The following is a 17,822-nucleotide window of genomic DNA, read 5'->3' on the forward strand; positions in this document are numbered from 1 at the left end:
CTCGATCATCAGGCCTGGCGAAACGAGTGCTCGACCGCTGGCGGCTCGGACACCAATCCATCACGGATAGAACCGGTGCAGCCCCATTAGGCGAAGACGATTGTCGTGTTGCTGTGGACGATGACGCGGTCCTGGAGGTGCCAGCCGACGGCGCGCGCCAGCACCGCCCGTTCGACGTGCCGGCCGATCCGGCGCAGGTCGACGACCTGGTGGCGATGGTCGACCCGTTCGATGTCCTGCTCGATGATCGGCCCGGCGTCGAGATCGACGGTCACGTAGTGCGCCGTCGCGCCGATCAGCTTCACTCCTCGCCGGGCGGCCGCGCTGTACGGGTCCGCGCCGACGAACGCAGGCAGGAAGCTGTGGTGGATGTTGATGATCCGGTCGGGGAACGCCGCGACGAACCGTGGCGTGAGGACCTGCATGTAGCGGGCCAGCACCACGAGGTCGACCTGGCCCGCCAGTAGCGCCAGCGCCCGCCGTTCCGCCTCGTCCCGGGTCTCCGGCGACACGGGGACGTGGTGGTACGGAATTCCCCAGCCCGCCGCGGTGTCGCGCAGGTCAGGATGGTTGGAGACCACCATCCGCACGTCCATCTCCAGCTCGCCGGAGTGGGTCCGCCACAGCAGCTCCTGCAGCGCGTGATCTGCCTTTGACACGAAGATCGCCACCCGTTGCCGCACCGCCGGCGTGGCCACCCGCCACCGCATCTCGGCGCCCGTCGCCAGCTGGGCCAACCCTTCCTCGATCGCCGGCAGCCCGGCCGCGAGATCCTCGCGGTGGAACTCGATCCGCAGGAAGAAGGTGCCGCCGAACGGGTCGGTGGAGTACTGCTGCAGCTCGGTGATGTTCGCGCCGTGCCGGAAGAGCAGGCTCGAGATGGCCGAGACGATGCCCGGCCGGTCGGGGCAGGTGACCAGCACCCGCCCGACGTCCCGGTACCGCTCGGCGTGCGCGGCCACCGCCGCCGGCGTCACCAGCGGCCCGCCACCGCCCGGCGCGCCCGCCCCACCGCCGCCACCAACCTCCGCCCGTTCGGTCACGGCCTCATCGTCGCCCGTCCCGCCGCCGCGGCCGGGGTTCCCACGCCGCCAGTGCCCAGGACGGCCGACAAGTGCTGACGTTCCGCCGCGCCCCGGGCCGGGTGGGCCATGGCGCCAGGGCCGTGGTCCCCCGTTTGCCGCCGTCATCGCGGGTTAGGTGGTCAGGAGACGGAACGTCAACGGGGCCGAACCGGGAGGACACGCATGACCACAGGCGGCGAAGTGGGCCGGGGCGAAACGGGGCGGGACGAAGTGAGCCGGATCGTCGTCGGCATCGACGGCTCGGAGGGATCGCGCGAAGCCCTGCGCTGGGCGATGCGCGAGTCCGAGCTGCACGGCGCCGAACTGCTCGTGCTGCTGGCCTGGCAGCTGCCGGCCGTCGGGCCCTACCTGCCGGCCATGCCGCTGGACGCGGGCGTCTGGGAGGAGAGCGCCCGCCAGGGGCTCAGCGAGGCGCTGGCCGCGGTGTTCGGGGACAAGGTGCCCGACGGGGTGCGCGCCGAGGTGCGTCCCGGCCCGCCGGCGTCGGTGCTCGTCGAGGCCGGCCGGGACGCGGACCTGGTGGTCGTTGGCTCGCGTGGGCACGGCGGATTCGTCGGCGCGCTGCTCGGTTCCGTGAGCACGGCGGTCGTCCATCATACGACCTGCCCGGTTCTCGTCGTACGGCCGCCATCCGAGCACGACGCGGACACGAAGCACGCGGACACCAAGCACTGAGCCGCCCGGAGCCCGGTGCGCCGAGCGACCCGGCACCGAGGCAGGCGCACCGAGCGGAAACCGGGCACGGAGACCGGCGACGACCGGACGAGACCCGGGGGTGGCGGCCCCGCCCGACGCGCGCCACAACCGGAGTGGGCATTCCGCGTGCGCCGGAACCGCCGCCGCCCGGACCGCCCGGCTGTTAACGTGACCGTCGTCACAGCCATGCCAGGGGGTCGCCGTGAATCCCGCTTCGCACGCCGCCGTCGCACCGGACAAGCCCGCGGTCATCATGGCCGGCTCGGGAGTGACGCTGACCTACCGCGAGCTGGACGAGCGCTCGGCCCGGTTCGCGAACGTCCTGGCCGCCGCGGGGCTGCGGCGCGGGGACGGCATCGCGCTACTGGCGGAGAACGACCAGCACTGTTTCGAGGTCTACTGGGCGGCCCTGCGCAGCGGGCTCTACGTGACTCCCGTCAACTGGCACCTCTCCCCCGCCGAGGTCGCCTACATCGTCGACGACTGCGAGGCCGCGGCGCTGATCGTCTCCTCGCGCCAGCGCGAGCTCGCGGCCCGGATCGTGGAAGCGACCCCCCGGGTCCGGCACCGGTATGTCTTCGCCTCGGCGGATGAGCCCGCCGCCGCCGACCAGCCGGGCAGCCAGCCTGCCGGCAACGTGGATGATTGGCTCGCCGCCCACGAAAGCTACGAGCGGGCGGTCGCCGGCGCGCCGGCCGAGCGGCCCGAGGTCGAGTGGGCCGGCGCCGACATGCTCTATTCCTCCGGCACCACCGGCCGACCGAAGGGCATCCGCCCACCGCTTCCCCAGTACCGCAGCGGCGAGCCCGGGATGATCCTGCCGCCGATGCTGCAGATGCAGTACGGGATGGGCCCGGACGCGGTCTACCTATCGCCCGCGCCGGCCTACCACGCCGCCCCGCTGCGGTTCGGCGGCGCGGTGCAGGCCCTCGGCGGCACGGTCGTGATGATGGAGCGCTTCGAGCCGGTGGCCGCGCTCGCGGCGCTGGAGAAGTACCGGGTGACGCACAGCCAGTGGGTGCCGACGATGTTCGTCCGCATGCTGAAGCTGCCCACGGCGGAGCGCGAACGTTTCGACCTGTCGGCCCACCGGGCCGCGATCCACGCCGCCGCGCCGTGCCCGCCCGACGTGAAGCGGGCGATGATCGACTGGTGGGGGCCGATCCTGTACGAGTACTACGCCGCCACCGAGGCGTCGGGCATCACGTTCGTCTCGTCCGAGGAGTGGCTCCAGCGGCCGGGGACGGTCGGCCGGTCCGCGCTCGGCGTCGTCCACATCTGCGCCGAGGACGGCCGGGAGCTGCCGACCGGCGAGGACGGCGTCGTCTACTTCGAGCGGGAGGCCCTGCCGTTCACCTACCACGGCGACCCGGCCGCGACCGCCGCCGCCCAGCACCCGGCGCACCCGACCTGGACGACGGTCGGCGACGTCGGCCACCTCGACGCGGACGGCTACCTCTACCTGACCGACCGGGCGACGTTCATGATCATATCCGGCGGGGTGAACATCTACCCGCAGGAGATCGAGAACGTGCTCGCGCTGCACCCGAAGATCCTCGACGTCGCGGTCATCGGCGTCCCCGACCCGGACCTGGGCGAGCGGGTGCACGCCGTCGTCGAGCCGGCGCCCGGCGTCGAGCCGGGCCCGGGCCTGGCCGACGAGCTGATCGCCTACGTCCGGGACCGGATCGCCCACTACAAGGCGCCGCGTGGCGTCGACTTCGTCGACGAGCTGCCGCGGACGCCGACCGGCAAGCTTCGCAAGAACCTGCTCCGTAAACGCTACTGGCCCGCAACCGCGGCCACCGGTTGAGTCAACCATGTGCCCGTGAGTTGTCGATCGACTACGGTTGTGCCGTCCGCACCGGAGATCGGCGACGGGGTGATGGTGAATGACGTCGGATGGACAGGCCCAGCAGGCCCGCAAGACCGTGGCCGAGCCGGCGGTGGGCATCGACTTCGGTACCACCAACTCGGCCGTCGGCATCTTCGAGCGCGGCCGGGTCCGGCTCGTGCCGAACGCCGAGGGAACGCTGACCACGCCCAGCGTCGTCGCGTTCGTCGCCGACGGGCCGCCGCTGGTCGGGGCCACCGCCCTGCGCCAGGCGGTCACCAATCCCGCGCACACGATCCGGTCCGTCAAGCTCCGGCTGGGCAGCGACTGGTCACACGAGCACGACGGCACCCGGTACTCGGCCGAGGAGGTCGCCGCGCTCGTGCTGAAGCGGCTGCACGCGGATGTGCGGGAATACGCCGGCAGCAGCATCGGCACCGCCGTCCTGACCGTTCCCGCCTACTTCAGCCACGTGCAGCGGCGGGCGCTGGAGGACGCCGCGCGGATGGCCGACATCGAGGTCGCGAGGATCGTCAGCGAGCCGACCGCCACCGCCATCGCGCACGGCCTGCACCGCGCGCAGGAGGAGCGGAGCCTCGTCTTCGACCTCGGCGGCGGCACGTTCGACGTCTCGCTCGTCGAGATCGGCGCCGGCGTCTGCGAGGTGAAGGCGACCGCCGGGGACAACCACCTCGGCGGCGACAACTGGGACCAGGCGATCGTCGAGCACTTCGTCGCACTGCTGCGCGAGCAGCACGGGCTGGACATCAGCCAGGACCTGACGGCACTCGCCCGGCTGCGGGAGGCGGCGGAGACCGCGCGGGTCGACCTGTCCGCGGCGACCTCCGCGAATGTCTATCTTCCGCACCTCGCCCGCACCGGCGACGGCTACGCGCACGTGGACGTATCCCTGACCCGGGGCGAGCTCGAGACCATCACCCAGTCCACCCTGGAACGCTGCCGCGGGCCGTTCGAGCGGGTGCTGCGCGACGGCGCATTACGGGCCAGCGAGATCGACCACGTGATCCTGGTGGGGGGCGCGGCCCGGATGCCGGCCGTGGGCGGGCTCGTCGAGAAGCTCGCGGGCAAGCCGCCGTTCCGCACCATCTCCGAAGGGGTCGTGACGGGCGCCGCCCTCCAGGCGGCGGGCCTCACCGGCCAGGTCAAGGACCTCCGCCTGCGCGACGTCATCCCGGCGTCGGTGGGCGTCGAACAGGTCGGCGGGCTGTACCTCCCCGTGATCCAGCGCAACACGACCGTGCCGACGCGGCGCCATCAGCTGCTCACGACCGCCGTCGACAACCAGTCCTCGGTCACCGTGCTGGTGGTGGAGTCCGAGGAGGACCGGGCCGGCCGGGACGACGCGATCGCCCTCGCCAGGCTGGACATCACCGGGCTGGCCCCGGCACCGGCGTTCGCGCACCGGATCGACGTCGCCTTCGACGTCGACGCCGGTGGCACGCTGCGGGTGACCGCCACCGACCTCGGGACCGGGCGCGTCGAGTCCCGCGTCATCGACCGGGCCAGCGCCCGCGCGGCGGCCCGGCCGCGACGCCTCCACGCCATCGACGGCGGCCCCGCCATCGAGAACCTGCCCATCGTGACGACGACCGTCGCCTACCCACTCGGCATCGAGATCGCCGGAGGCAGGTTCCGCGAGGTCATCACGGCCCGCAAGTCCGTACCGGTCCGCGAGACGGTCCTCGTCACGAACGCCGCGGACGACCAGGACGCCATCACCGTGCACATCGTGGAGGACGGCGGCTACTTCGTGCCCGGGGGTACCTTCCGGCGCGTCCGGCAGTTCGAGCTGACGGGCCTCGCGGCGACCGCGGCGCGCACGGCCCGCGTCGAGATCGTCCTGGCCGTCGACCGGCGCCGCCAGCTCACCATCCACGCCCGCGACCTGGCCGGCGGCAGCGAGCACACCGAGCGCGTCGATCTCGCGACGACGTTCCAGGAGCCGATCACCCTCGGCCCGACCGGCTCGGCCGGCAACCTGCCCCTCGTCTTCTGACGCGGGCGTCCTCTAACGCGGGGCTACGAGCAGGGCCTGGGCACCGACGCCGACCGGGCCGTCGAGGTCGGACAGCACGGTGGTGGCCAGGCCGGCGCCGCCGGGACTGATCGTCGTCGTCGCGTCGACGCAGATCCACTCGCCGACCGGCTCGCGGTGCAGGTGCACGGTGAGCTCCGGATTGATGAAGTACGTCGTGAGGAAATCCGTCTCGCTGGAGATCCCGTTGCCGTTGTCGGCGAGCGCCAGCACCCGCTGCAGCGGGCTGGTCTCCTCGCCGGCGACCAGCGGGTGACACAGCCGTCCCCACAGCGCGGCCGGCCCGGGCACGCTCATCCGGCCCCGGCCGGCCGAGCGCCATTCGATCGCGCTCGCGAACCCACGCAGGCGTCCCGGCCCGGGCACGCGCGGCGGCGGCGCCTCCGGCAGCGGCGGGGGCGGCGGGTGGCGCGGCGGCACACCCGTGCCATCGGCGCGCCTGACCCGCCAGGCGGTGGCGCGGGCGACGTCCCGGCCGCCGGCGGTGAGCACCGCCTCGACCAGCTCGACGCTGCGCCCCGGCCGGGCGACCTGGGAGCGCAGGCTCAGCTCGCCGACGGGAACCGGCCCGAGCAGCTCGGTGGTGAACCGCGCGATCATCATGTCCGGGCGCGGCGCGGTCCGCTCGACGGCCCGGACGAGCAGCGCGCTCGGCGGCCCGCCGTGCTGGGCTGCCGGGTCCCACGGCCCTGCCGTGTGCTCGGTCGCGAGCCAGCGCCCGTCACCCAGGTCCACATACAGGCTCGCGGCCGGTGCCATGGGCGGCGGACCACCCGGCGCCAGGGAGGGCTCGCTCGTCGTCGACACGCCACCGTCAGACACGGCCCGACCTTAGGCCGCTTCCACCCGACCCGTCCGGTCGGGTGATCCGCATCACAGCCGAGTGGCCAACCACGCGCGGGCCCTACCGGTCGGGCGCACCAGCGGCCGTCGCGACCACGGCGGAGGCGGGCAGCGGCGGCAACGGCAGCGGGAGGGCCGGGAGGCCGTCGATGCTCTGGCCGTTGAAGTCCTTCGCCGCGCAGTAGGCGGCGAACTCCTCGTCGGTCTTGCGGCCGAAGTACTCGCCATGCAGCGCACGGTCCCCGACCGGCTCCATCAGCGGCACCTTGTACCCGCAGCTGTCGCTGACCTGCTCGGCCGTCACCACGACGACGGCGCGCACCGACGGCTGGTCCGGCCGCGGGAAGCGGGCGAGCAGCGCGCCGAACCGCGGGTCGTCGCGGAACACCACGTCTCCGCGCCCGTGCACCCGCACGATCTTCGGCGGTCCCCAGAACGCGCACCACATGAGCGTGATCCGCCCGTTCTCCCGCAGGTGCGCGATCGTCTCGGCGTGGCTGCCGCCCAGGTCCAGATAGGCCACGGTGTGCTCGTCAAACACCGCGAACGTGTCCGCGCCGCCTTTCGGGGACAGGTTCACGTGCCCTTCCCCGGACAGCGGCGCCGTGGCCACGAAGAACACCGGCTGCGCCTCGACGAAGTCCCGCAGCCGCCCGTCGATCCGCTCGTAGACCTTTCCCATGCTCCGATCCTCGCTCCGCCGCGCGGCGCCGTCGCCCCGATTTTCGTAACCGCCGACACCTTTGACAGAGCTGTCGTCGTCGTGACGTTCATCGGGGGGCGATGTTGGGCATGGTCAGTTCGCACGGTCGATCGACCTGGCGCCGACGCGGCGCCGGGGCACGGCCGGGACAGCTCTCGGAAGGGGCGCAGGCGGCGTGGACCACGACACCTTCAGCACTGTGGCACTGGTCATCCTGACCGTGTTTGGTCTGGTCGCCCTCGCCCTCACGGGCGCGGGCGCGTACGTGCTCGTCAAGTACCGGGTACCGCTGCGCGGCGTCGTCACCGCCGTCGGCGCCCTCGTCTACCTCGTGTCCCCGGTCGACGCCGTGCCGGAGGCCCTGTTCGGCCCGTTCGGGCTCGTCGACGACGGCGGTGTCCTGCTCGCCGCGGCGCTGTATGTCGCCCGGCTGGTCGCCGCCAAGCGCGCGGCGGCGCCGGGCTCGGTGATCGACGGCGAGGTCGTCCACGGCACCGGCCGGACGCCTCGCGACCGCCGCCGCATCGGGAACTGACTCCCGGTTCGGCCCTACCGGCTCACCCTCCGCGGTTCAGGGGCGGGGCGGGCGGGAGCGCGGCCGGGCGAGGCTCGCCAGGTAGCGGTTGTAGGCCTCGAACTCGTCGTCCTCGCCGCTGTCCATCCGGGCGTCCTTCGCGCGGCCGTGGCGTTCCTCGGTCCGCGCCCACTGGAAGAACAGGGCGGCGAGCACGGCCAGCGACGGCAGCTCCCCGAAACTCCACGCCATGCCGCCGCCGACCTGCTGGACGTCGAGCAGCGAGCCGCCCCACGGCCGGTCGAGCAGCCGGTAGTACGACTCGCCGATCACCTCGTTCGACACCATCAGGATCACGCCGAAGAAGGTGTGCACCGCCGAGGCGAGGAACAGCAGCATGATCCGCGCCGGGTAGGGCGGCCGGCGCGGGCCCGGGTCGACGCCGATGAGCAGCCAGAAGAACAGGTATCCGACGACGAGGAAGTGGCACATCATCGCCAGGTGCGCGAGATGGTTGCGCAGCACCCAGCCGTACAGCGGCGTCAGGTACAGCGCGTACAGCGACACCGAGTACAGGACGAACGTGACCACCGGGTGGGAGACGAACGCCAGCCAGCGGCTGTTCACGACCCGCAGCAGCCAGGCCCTGGCGCTGCGGGTGGTGCCGGTGACCCCGGTCGGCAGCGTGCGCAGCGCGAGCGTCACCGGCGCGCCGAGCACCAGCAGCACCGGAGCCAGCATCATCAGCAACAGGTGCTGGGCCATGTGGACGCTGAACAGCACCCGGCCATAGGGGCCGAGCCCGCTGCTGGTCGCGAACGCGATGACGGCGAGTCCCAGCAGCCAGCTGACGGTGCGCCCGACCGGCCAGGACGCGCCCGCACGGCGCAGCCGGACAACCCCGGTCAGGTACAGCCAGGCGCCGAGCAGGACCACCGTGAGGAACAGCAGGTCGGGCCGGGCCTCGGTGACGATCCGGCCGGCGGCGAACGGCGGTGGCAGCGGGTAGCCGAGCAGCGAGACCACCGGATCATCGGCGGCACCGCCGTCGGCGGACGCCGGCGTCGGGGTGCGCGACAGGCCGGCGCCGAGCGCGACGGCCACACCCATCAGGGCGACCTCGGCGGCCCCGAGCCGCAGGAACGGCCGGCGCCGCGAGGGCGACGCGGTGAGGCGACGGATCGTGAACCGCCGGTGCGCCGCGCCGAGACCGGCGAGCGCGACGAGGGCGACCACCTTCGCGATCACCAGGTTGCCGTAGCGGCTGTCGACCAGCGCGCTCCAGCTGCCCACCCGGACGTAGGCGTTGACGACCCCGCTAAGGGCAACGACGACGAGGCACAGCCCCGCGAGCCCGCTGTAGCGGGTGACGGCGGTGACCAGCTCGCGTCCGGCGAGCCGGCGGCCACCGGCGAGCAGCGCCGCGAGCCCGCCCACCCAGGCCGCGACCCCGAGGACGTGCAGCCCACTGCTGACCGTCGCGAGATCATGGCCGCCCGAGCCGTGGGCGTGCCCGGTCATCGCGACCGGCAGCAGTGCGCCGAGCGCCAGCACGGCGAGCCATGCCGCCGTGTCCAGCTTGCGGGCCACCCCGGCCGCGACGGCGATCGCGAACGTGAGCCCGGCGACGATCAGCAGCGCCCGTGGCTGCGGCACCGCGTCGAGGACGTTGCCGACGTTGTGACGGCTCAGCGCGGCCGGCAGGGGACGCCCGATGAGGTCCGAGACGGTGAACGCGAACTGGGCGAGCGAGGCGACGCACCACACCCAGGCGGCGACGGACGCCCAGCGCAGCAGCCGCGTTCCCGCGACGCCCGGCTTGCCGCCGGCGGCCGGGAACAGGAACGCGGCCGCGAGCAGCGCCCCGACCGTGGCGACGCCGGCCGTGTCGCACAGCAGCCGGCTGATCGGCAGCCCCCAGCCGGTGAACAGCCCGGGGTCGGCCCCGGCGAGCTCGGCCGGGAGCCGCTTCGGCGCGCCGCCGCCGGCCTCGAGCACCACGACGAGCGTCACGAGCATCGCGACGGCGCCCGCCACCACACCGGCGACCACCGGCCACCGGCCCGAGCCGCCCTCGGCACCGTCCTCGGCTTCGGCACCGCCGTCGTCCTCGCCGACCGTCCCGGGCGGCGTGTCCGCGGTCATGGGCGTGCCAGCGGGCGAAACGGCGGGGACGACGGGTAGCTCGGCCGTCCCGGCCGTGGTGGCGCCCGGCGGACCGGCGTCCGGCGGACCGGCATCCACCGCGGCGGCGTCTGCCGGGCCAGCGTCGGCCAGGTCTGTGCCGGCGACGGCCGGCGCTCCCTCAGGTCCCATCGGAACTCCCCTGCCTGCGCCGGACCAACACCGCGAGGACGGCGCCGCCGACGGCGGCCAGCACGCCGGCGCCGACCGCGACCCCGACGATCAGGCCGGTGGACCATCCGTCGTCCGTATCCGTGTCCACCCACGAGATGATCACGCCGGTCGGTTCACTGACCACCACCGGCGTCGCGGTCGGTAGGGAGGCCGGGCCGGCGGCGGCGCTCGCGGTGGAGGACGGCGACGCGGGCTGTCCCGTCGCGGCCGTCGCGGTGAAGGAGATCTCGCCGTTGACCGGGTGCCCGTCAGCGGAGACCACCCGGTAGGCGAGCCGGTAGGTTCCCGCGGGCCGGTCGGCCACCAGCGGCTGGGTGACGATCGCGCCGTCGAGGACCGGTTCGCCGGCGGCGACGCTGGCGCCGTCAGGACCCTGGACCGCGACCGCGCCGAGGCCCAGCAGGTGCTGGGCGAACACCAGCTCGACGTGGTCCGGCGCGGTCGGCACGGTGGCGCCATTGGCGGGAGTGCTCGACTTCAGCTGCGTGTGCGCGCTCGCGGGCGCCGCGCCAGCGAGGACCGCGAGCGTCACCAGCCCGCCGACCAGCGCGGCGGCGAGGACGCCCGCGCCGGGAGCCGGCCGCCACCGGGGTGGTCTCCCGCTAGGGGCACCGGCGAGACCTGCCCGCCGTCCGGCAACCACTGCGCGCATCGGCGACTCCAGCCCCTGCCCCGCCGGGCGCGGCGACGGTCGACCCGGCTCCAGGACCGTGCCGCCAACGTTCACACCCACGCTCGCTTCTACGTCACGTCGAAGATACCTGGCCCACCGTCGGTCCTCCGGCTACCGCCAGCGGACGGCGATCAGCACGTTGACGAACGCGAGGCCCCCGGCCAGGTTCACCGGCGCCCGCCAGTCGGCCGCGCGCGCCACCCGCGGCGCCGCCACGCTACCGACGGCGTCGGCGGCGGCCAGCACGGCCAGCACGGCCAGCACGGCCAGCGCGGCCAGCGCCCGACAGTCGTTGTCGCGCCGCAGTCCAAGGTAGGCGACGACGAGGACCGCCGGTCCGACGACCAGCCTGACGCCGATCTTGGCGTCGTCGACGTCAGCGACGCGGGCCGGCGCGCCCGAGCCAGCCGTCGGCGGCCCGGGCCGGGCCCACCTCGATGACGTCGACCTCCATCGGCCCGACGCCCGACGAGTTGGTAGCCGACGTCCGGGCACCGGGCGCCACGGCTCGGGCTGGCCGGGGCCGGGCAGCGGTCCCGGAACGCACCGTGCTCGCGATACCGCCAGCGGCGGCCGCCAGGGTGACGACCGCGAGCAGAGCCAGCCCACGCCGGCCAGCCCGCACCGGCTCCTTCACGCTCTCCACCGGAACGGGTGTGGCACGCGGCGCCCTCCCAGCCGCCGCGTCAAGGGCGGCGGGCGGCGGCGTGCCACCGTCCCACGGTGTGCCATCGGCCCAGATGTAGCGAGAGCCTTCCGGGGCCATGGTCATCAGGACCAACGGCCGCTCCTCGGCCAGGCCTCCGCGAGTCCCGCCCGTATAGTCCGTCGTCGCGGCGGGGCCGGAGCCCACCGGTTCCGACGGCAGGTCACGCACCGTGAACAGGGTCAGCGGCGCGCACGCGCCTACCACCAGCAGGGCGCCGACCCAGGCGACAACCCGTCTCCGGGCGGCGGAGAAGGCGGCGACCACCAGCGCGCCGAGACCGAACGCGGCGATCACGACAGGCACCGTCGCGGCGTGGACGTTGGTGACGGGCGCCCTTTCGACCGCGTACGTGAGCGTCGCGCCGCCGATCAGGAGGCAGCTGGCATGGACCAGCACGGCGCCGCGCCACCAGCGCCGCGCCACCAGCGTGGTGCCGACGCCGAGCGTGGCCGCGACCGCCTGCGCGTAGAGCATTCCCCGAGTCGTGGGAAGGTCGCCCTGCACCAGCCGATCGAGGAACGCCACCCGCGCCGCGAGCGCCCCCGCGAGCCCGAGCAGCACCACAGCCGCGGTGGCGATCCCGGCACGGCGCCGCCCGGCCGCCGACACTCCCGCTCCCGCCAGCGGCGGTGCCGCGGCGGTCGATGGCGGCTGAGCGCCGGGACCCATCGTGACGTCCCTCAACGAATGTCCTCTCGAGATGTCGTCGGCCACGGATGATGGCGGCGGGGCGCCGTAGGTGCCGTCGGGCCTCCGCGTCGGGCGGGCCGCACGACCCGCCGGAACACGTCGGCCAGGTGTCGTACGGTCGCCCGTGCGCCACAGTCGCCCGCCCGGGGCGCCGATTGTGCCAGGAATACAACGTCCACCGACAACAGGGGTGAGAGAGGACGATCTGACCCGATGACCACGCTGCCTCCGGTGGCCACGGTCGTGGCGCGGACGCCGTGGGGGGACGCGCGCGGGGTGGATCTGGGCGCGGTGCGCGTGTGGCGCGGGCTCCCGTACGCGGCGGCGCCGCTCGGGCCGGCGCGCTTCCGGCCACCACGGGCGCCCGAGCCGTGGGCGGGGGAACACGACTGCTCGGCGTTCGGCCCGACGAGCCCGCAGCTGCGGCTGCCGGGGCTGCGGGGGCCAAGACGGCGCGCCCGGGCGCCACGCGGCTCCGAGGACTGCCTTTACCTGAACGTCTGGTCGCCGGGGCCCGGCGGGCCGCCCCGACCGGTGCTGGTGTGGATCCACGGCGGCGGCTTCGTCAGCGGCGCCGGCAGCTCGTTCGACGGGGCGCGCCTGGCCGCCCGGGGCGACGCCGTCGTCGTCACGATCAACTACCGGCTCGGCCCATGGGGCCACCTCGACCTGGCACCGGACGACGCCGACCCCACCGCGCCCGCCAGCATCGGGTACAACCTGGCACTGCTCGACCAGATCGCCGCGCTGCGCTGGGTGCGCGGCGCGGTGGGCGCGTTCGGCGGCGACCCTGGCCGGGTGACCGTCTTCGGGGAGTCCGCCGGGGCGATGTGCATCGGCGCCCTGCTGGCGGCACCCGCCGCCCGTGGGCTGTTCCACCGGGGGGTGCTCCAGAGCGGCGTGGCTCACCACGTCCGGAGCCTCGCGGCCGCCGAGACCGCCCGCCACCGCTTCGTCGGGCTGCTGGACCACCCACCGGCCGAGGCGTCGACGGCCGAGCTGGTCAGCGCGGGCGAGGCGCTGCTCACCGCACTGGCGGACCCGTTCCTGCCCACCCTCGACGGTGTCGTACTGCCCGAGGCCCCGATGGCCGCCGTCGCGGGCGGGTCGGGCCGGGACGTGCCGCTGCTGGTCACGTGGTGTCGCGACGAGATCGAGCTGTTCCTGGCGCTCGCACCGGGCGTGGTGCCGGTGGCCGAGGAGGCGCGGGCGCGGGCAGTGCTCGGCGACGACCGGTGGCGGCGGCTCCTGGCCCACTACGCCGAGCACCACGGCGCCCGCGCCCGCTCCGCGCTGCTGACCGACGTGGCGTTCGCCAGGCCGGCGGCGCGCCTCGCCGACGCCGCGCACGCCGCGGGCGGCCGCGCCTGGATGCTGCGCTTCGACCACCCCGGTGCCAGCGGGCACGTCGCGCACGGCGCGGACCTGCCGCTGACCTGGGGCCGGGCCGACGCCGCGAGTCCCGACCAGGACCGGCGGGTGGCCGCGCTGTGGCAGGACATCCTGCTGGCGTTCGCCAGCTCGGGCGACCCGGCGACCCCAGCCCTGCCGCCCTGGCCCCACCACGACCCCGGCCGCCGCCCGGTCCTGCTGCTGAGTGCCTCGCCCCGGGTCGCAGAGCGCCCCGACGAGCGCCTCCACGCCGCCTGGTCCACCCTGCCGCGGCCCTAGCCAGCTCCCGCGCCGCGAACTGTGGCCGACCGCGGTGCCCCAGGACACCACCATCGGCCACGCTAGGTGATCGACGATTGAACTGTGGTCGACTGCGGTGTCCATTCGGTCGATCACCGACCACGCTTCTCCACCCGGGGCGGCCCGTTGTTGCTCGTGTGTGACAGGTAGCTCAAGACGCGATAAATCCTGCCCGCCAGGTGCATGGTGCCGAGGGTGGCGGGCGTTGTCCGTGGGGTCGGTGCGGTCGTGGGCGGAAGGAAGATCGTGAGCTCCAGGTATGTGATCATCGGCGCCGGCGCGGTGGGCGCGAGCGTCGCCGCTCAACTGACCGAGGCCGGCGTCCCGGTGCTGGTGGTCGCGCGCGGCGCGAACCTGACCGCGCTGCGTGAGCACGGGCTGCGCTACCTGCGGCCCGAAGGGGAGCGGCGGGTGGCGCTCGACGTCGCGGCCGGCCCGGACGAGGTCCGGCTGCGCGCCGGCGACGTGCTGGTGCTCGCGACCAAGTCGCAGGATGCCGAGGCGCTGCTGGCCACCTGGGCCTGGCAGCCGGTCGACGGGGTGGAGCCGGGACCCGGCAGGGCCCCGGGCGAGCCCGCCACGGCGGCCGAGGTGCTGCCCGTCGTCCTGCCGCAGAACGGGATCGACAGCGTCCGCGGCGCCCTGCGCCGGTTCGTCACCGTGATCGACACGGTGGTCGTCATTCCCGCCACGCACCTGCGTCCCGGGGAGGTCGTCTCGCCGGGGACGCCGCAGGTCGGCGGCTTCGTCCTCGGGCGGGCGCCGCGCGGTGGCGGGCCGGGGTCGGCGCACCCGGGTGACCGGGTGGCGGAGCAGGTGGCGGCCGACCTGCGGCGCGCCGGGTTCGCGACGACGGTCGTCGACGACATCGGCCGGTACAAGGCCGGCAAGCTGCTCGGCAACCTCGCCTACAACCTGGACGCGGCCGTCGGACCGGGCCCGTTGCGCGACGCCGCGGTCGCCGCCGTCGCCGACGAGGCGCGCGCCGCGTTCGCCGCGGCCGGCATCGAGCCCGCCGAGCCGATCACGGCTCCCGGCCTGGACCTGTCCGGCTGGTCGATCAAGGAGATTCCTGGCTACGAGCGCTCCGGGAGCTCCACCTGGCAGAGCCTCGCGCGCGGTGCGTCGGTCGAGTCCGACTACCTCAACGGCGAGATCGTGCTGCTCGCCCGCCTACACGGGCTCGAGGCCCCGGTGAACGCGGCGATCGCCCGCTGGATCGCCACCGCCGCCCGCACCGGCGCGGCACCGTCGTCGCTCGGCGAGGCCGAGCTCGCCGCCGTGCTCGCCGCCGCCGGCCGCCCGCTCCCCGTCACGACGGCGACATCGGCCGCGGCATCGGCGACGGTGGGTGGCGACGCGGTCGGCAGCGACGCGGTCGGTGACGGCCCGGCGCCAGTCGCCGCCGTCCTCGTCGACCCCGAGCGGCTGCACAAGGAGCTGACCGCCGCCGACTCGCCGCTGCTGCTCGACGTCCGCTGGGCGCTCGGCGACCCGAACGGGCATGACCACTACCGCGCCGACCACCTGCCGGGCGCGGTCTACGTCGACCTGGAGACCGAGCTCGCCGCGCCGGCGGCTGTCCCCGGCGGGCGCCATCCGCTGCCCGACGCGGCGGCGCTGACCGTCGCCGCCCGCCGCTGGGGCCTGACCGCCGGTCGGCGGGTCGTCGTCTACGACGACAACGGCGGTCAGTCGGCCGCACGGGCCTGGTGGCTGCTGCGCTGGGCCGGCGTCGGCGACGTGCGCATCCTCGACGGCGCACTCGCTGCCTGGCGCGCCGCCGGCCTGCCGCTGGAGACCGGGGATGTGGTCCCGGCGCCGGGTGACGTACTGCTGCGCGGCGGCGCGCTGCCGACGCTGGACGCCGCGGGGGCGGCGCGGGTCGCCGTCGAGGGGATCCTGCTCGATGCCCGGGCCGGCGAGCGCTACCGCGGTGAGCTCGAGCCCGTCGACCCGCGCGCCGGCCACATCCCGGGCGCCCGCAGCGCCCCGACCGCGGCGAACCTCGACGAGCACGGCCGGTTCCTGCCGGCGGAGGAGCTGCGTGCCCGGTTCGCCGCCCTCGGCGCCGGCGAGGGCACAGGTGTCGTCGGTGTCTACTGCGGCTCCGGCGTCACGGCCTCCCACGAGCTCGCGGCGCTGGCCGTCGCCGGGATCGACGCCGTGCTCTACCCCGGGTCGTGGTCGGACTGGTCGTCCGACCCGGACCGCCCGGTCGCGACCGGAGCGAGCTGACCGGACCGGGACCGCCCATCCGGACGCGGGCGGCGGAACCGGGCGCGGGCGGCGACGGCGTGAACGAAGGAAGCGGAAGGCGATTCCGGTTGTCGTATCATCCGGAGCGCGATTCCGCTTGTCGCCCGCCTCTCGTCCGCCCGCGAACGGAGCCCCATGTCCGCCGAACCCGGCAGTCGCCGCCCTGGCAGCGCCGCGTCTTCAGGCCCCGACGCCGCCGCAGGCGAGCGCCCAGCCGCCGGCGCGCACCCGCGTCCGCGCACCCGCGGGCGCGGCAACACAACGGTGATCTTCGTCACGCTCGCGCTCGGCGCGTCCGCGTACACGGTGCTGCAGTCGCTGGTCCTCCCAGCGCTGCCCGTGATCCAGCACGATCTGCACACCTCGCAGGCGACGGTCTCGTGGCTGCTGACCGCGTTCCTGCTCTCCGCGTCGATCGCCACGCCGATCCTTGGCCGCATCGGCGACCTGTTCGGCAAGCAGCGGATGCTGCTGGTCGTCTTCGCCGCGCTCAGCATCGGCTCGCTGATCTCGGGGCTGACCGACTCGATCGGCCTGCTCATCCTCGCCCGGGTCATCCAGGGCTTGGCCGGCGGGATCTTCCCGCTGGCGTTCGGCATCATCCGCGACGAGTTCCCGCCCGCCAAGGTCCCCGCCGCGATCGGCCTGATGTCCGGCATGCTCGGCATCGGCAGCGGCCTGGGCGTCGTGCTCGCCGGCCCGATCGTCGAGGGGCTGGGCTGGCACTGGCTGTTCTGGTTCCCGCTGATGGTGTCCGGGCTCTCGCTGATCGCCACGATCTTCTTCATTCCCGAGTCGCCGGTGCGGGCGACCGGCTCGGTGAACCTGCCGGCCGCGGGCGCGCTCGCCGCGTGGCTGGTGGCGTTGCTGCTCGGTCTGTCCAAGGGCTCCACCTGGGGCTGGGCATCGAGCGGCACGATCGGTCTGTTCGCCGCCGCGGTCGCGCTGTTCGGTGTGTGGGTGCTGGTGGAGAGCCGCTCGGCGGTGCCGCTGATCGACCTGCAGGTGATGCGGATCCCGGCGGTCTGGTGGACGAACGCCGCCGCGCTGCTGCTCGGCATCGGGATGTACGCGACGTTCATCGTCGTACCGCCGCTGATGCAGACGCCGAAGAGCGTCGGCTACGGCCTCGGCGCGTCGGTGACGCTCTCCGGCCTGTACATGCTGCCGGGCACCGTCGCGATGCTCGTCCTCGGCGTCCTGATCGGCCGGATCACCGACCGGTTCGGCTCGAAGGTGCCGCTGGTGGTCGGCTCCGTGGTCGCCGCGGCGGCCTGCGCGCTGCTGGTCGTCGATCACGGCTCGCCGTGGAACTTCATCGTGATGTCGGGCGTGCAGGGCATCGGCATCGGCCTGGCGTTCTCCTCGATGGCCAACCTGATCATCCAGTCCGTCCCGATCGAGACGACCGGCGCCGCCACCGGCATGAACGCCAACATCCGCACCATCGGCGGGTCGATCGGCAGCGGCATCGTCGCGAGCGTGCTTGCCTCCGGCGGCCTGCCCGGCGGGTACCCGAAGGAGTCCAGCTACGTCACCAGCCTGGTGCTGCTGGGCGTGGCGACGCTGGTCGCGGCGCTGGCCGGCGCGCTGGTCCCGACCATGCGGGCCAGATCGGGCCGAACCGGGGGGACGACGAGCTCGCCGGTGCCCGCCGGGGCGGCCGGCGAGGCCGTGGCCGCTTCGGCGGCGAGTTGATCGGGCGCGGGC

Annotated in this window: 14 protein-coding genes; 7 read left to right on the forward strand and 7 right to left on the reverse strand. The window is 74.3% G+C overall.

The window, feature by feature from the left end; translation table 11 throughout:
- Positions 1-86: 86 nt before the first annotated feature.
- Positions 87-977: a formyltetrahydrofolate deformylase gene (purU, locus tag BCD49_RS16440; protein ID WP_007518117.1), complete on the reverse strand. Its 891-nt coding sequence runs from the start codon at positions 975-977 to the stop codon at positions 87-89.
- Between the two features lie 270 nt (positions 978-1,247).
- Between purU and BCD49_RS16445 the strand changes: the two genes are divergently transcribed.
- The 3 genes from BCD49_RS16445 to BCD49_RS16455 all read left to right on the forward strand — a co-directional run bounded on the left by BCD49_RS16445 (position 1,248) and on the right by BCD49_RS16455 (position 5,632).
- Positions 1,248-1,760, forward strand: coding sequence for a universal stress protein (locus tag BCD49_RS16445; RefSeq protein ID WP_007518118.1), 513 nt, complete (start codon positions 1,248-1,250; stop codon positions 1,758-1,760).
- Between the two features lie 223 nt (positions 1,761-1,983).
- Positions 1,984-3,594, forward strand: coding sequence for an acyl-CoA synthetase (locus tag BCD49_RS16450; protein ID WP_007518119.1), 1,611 nt, complete (start codon positions 1,984-1,986; stop codon positions 3,592-3,594).
- 79 nt (positions 3,595-3,673) lie between these two features.
- Positions 3,674-5,632: an Hsp70 family protein gene (locus BCD49_RS16455; protein ID WP_007518120.1), complete on the forward strand. Its 1,959-nt coding sequence runs from the start codon at positions 3,674-3,676 to the stop codon at positions 5,630-5,632.
- A gap of 12 nt (positions 5,633-5,644) precedes the next feature.
- Here the strand turns inward: BCD49_RS16455 and BCD49_RS16460 are convergent, their stop codons facing one another.
- Positions 5,645-6,430, reverse strand: a complete 786-nt coding sequence (locus tag BCD49_RS16460; RefSeq protein ID WP_007518122.1) for a thioesterase family protein — start codon at positions 6,428-6,430, stop codon at positions 5,645-5,647.
- A gap of 145 nt (positions 6,431-6,575) precedes the next feature.
- On the reverse strand, positions 6,576-7,196 hold the full coding sequence (locus BCD49_RS16465; RefSeq protein WP_007518124.1) for a pyridoxamine 5'-phosphate oxidase family protein: 621 nt from the start codon (positions 7,194-7,196) through the stop codon (positions 6,576-6,578).
- A 196-nt stretch (positions 7,197-7,392) separates the two neighbouring features.
- Here BCD49_RS16465 and BCD49_RS16470 point away from each other — a divergent pair, with 196 nt between their 5' ends.
- The gene (locus BCD49_RS16470; protein WP_007518125.1) at positions 7,393-7,752 is read left to right on the forward strand and encodes a YkvA family protein; all 360 of its coding nucleotides are present in this window, start codon (positions 7,393-7,395) and stop codon (positions 7,750-7,752) included.
- 36 nt (positions 7,753-7,788) lie between these two features.
- Here the strand turns inward: BCD49_RS16470 and BCD49_RS16475 are convergent, their stop codons facing one another.
- The 4 genes from BCD49_RS16475 to BCD49_RS16485 all read right to left on the reverse strand — a co-directional run bounded on the left by BCD49_RS16475 (position 7,789) and on the right by BCD49_RS16485 (position 12,140).
- The gene (locus BCD49_RS16475; protein ID WP_007518127.1) at positions 7,789-10,047 is read right to left on the reverse strand and encodes a cytochrome c oxidase assembly protein; all 2,259 of its coding nucleotides are present in this window, start codon (positions 10,045-10,047) and stop codon (positions 7,789-7,791) included.
- Positions 10,037-10,822, reverse strand: a complete 786-nt coding sequence (locus BCD49_RS16480) for a copper resistance CopC family protein (RefSeq protein ID WP_083401500.1) — start codon at positions 10,820-10,822, stop codon at positions 10,037-10,039. The genes BCD49_RS16475 and BCD49_RS16480 overlap by 11 nt, the downstream gene beginning before the upstream one ends.
- A gap of 51 nt (positions 10,823-10,873) precedes the next feature.
- On the reverse strand, positions 10,874-11,026 hold the full coding sequence (locus BCD49_RS43575; RefSeq protein WP_007518130.1) for a hypothetical protein: 153 nt from the start codon (positions 11,024-11,026) through the stop codon (positions 10,874-10,876).
- Between the two features lie 112 nt (positions 11,027-11,138).
- Positions 11,139-12,140, reverse strand: coding sequence for a hypothetical protein (locus tag BCD49_RS16485; RefSeq protein WP_007518132.1), 1,002 nt, complete (start codon positions 12,138-12,140; stop codon positions 11,139-11,141).
- A 234-nt stretch (positions 12,141-12,374) separates the two neighbouring features.
- On the opposite strand from BCD49_RS16485, the gene BCD49_RS16490 reads away from it, so the two are divergent.
- From BCD49_RS16490 to BCD49_RS16500, 3 genes are all read left to right on the forward strand, one after another.
- Positions 12,375-13,832 carry a carboxylesterase/lipase family protein gene (locus tag BCD49_RS16490; RefSeq protein ID WP_007518134.1) on the forward strand — a complete coding sequence of 486 codons (1,458 nt, stop codon included), beginning with the start codon at positions 12,375-12,377 and terminating at the stop codon, positions 13,830-13,832.
- A gap of 267 nt (positions 13,833-14,099) precedes the next feature.
- On the forward strand, positions 14,100-16,091 hold the full coding sequence (locus tag BCD49_RS16495; protein WP_007518135.1) for a rhodanese-like domain-containing protein: 1,992 nt from the start codon (positions 14,100-14,102) through the stop codon (positions 16,089-16,091).
- Between the two features lie 156 nt (positions 16,092-16,247).
- On the forward strand, positions 16,248-17,810 hold the full coding sequence (locus BCD49_RS16500; RefSeq protein ID WP_007518137.1) for an MFS transporter: 1,563 nt from the start codon (positions 16,248-16,250) through the stop codon (positions 17,808-17,810).
- Positions 17,811-17,822 lie beyond the last annotated feature (12 nt).

Origin of the sequence: Pseudofrankia sp. EUN1h (assembly GCF_001854645.1) — a bacterium.
In the GTDB taxonomy this organism is placed as follows: domain Bacteria; phylum Actinomycetota; class Actinomycetes; order Frankiales; family Frankiaceae; genus Pseudofrankia; species Pseudofrankia saprophytica.

What these genes read in the sequence shown, in the direction of transcription:
- BCD49_RS16445 (WP_007518118.1), top strand. Translation starts at nt 1,248, where the DNA reads ATGACCACAGGCGGCGAAGTGGGCCGGGGCGAAACGGGGCGGGACGAA.
- BCD49_RS16455 (WP_007518120.1), top strand. Translation starts at nt 3,674, where the DNA reads ATGACGTCGGATGGACAGGCCCAGCAGGCCCGCAAGACCGTGGCCGAG.
- BCD49_RS16460 (WP_007518122.1), bottom strand. Translation starts at nt 6,430, where the DNA reads ATGGCACCGGCCGCGAGCCTGTATGTGGACCTGGGTGACGGGCGCTGG.
- BCD49_RS16465 (WP_007518124.1), bottom strand. Translation starts at nt 7,196, where the DNA reads ATGGGAAAGGTCTACGAGCGGATCGACGGGCGGCTGCGGGACTTCGTC.
- BCD49_RS16475 (WP_007518127.1), bottom strand. Translation starts at nt 10,047, where the DNA reads ATGGGACCTGAGGGAGCGCCGGCCGTCGCCGGCACAGACCTGGCCGAC.
- BCD49_RS16485 (WP_007518132.1), bottom strand. Translation starts at nt 12,140, where the DNA reads ATGGGTCCCGGCGCTCAGCCGCCATCGACCGCCGCGGCACCGCCGCTG.
- BCD49_RS16490 (WP_007518134.1), top strand. Translation starts at nt 12,375, where the DNA reads ATGACCACGCTGCCTCCGGTGGCCACGGTCGTGGCGCGGACGCCGTGG.
- BCD49_RS16500 (WP_007518137.1), top strand. Translation starts at nt 16,248, where the DNA reads ATGTCCGCCGAACCCGGCAGTCGCCGCCCTGGCAGCGCCGCGTCTTCA.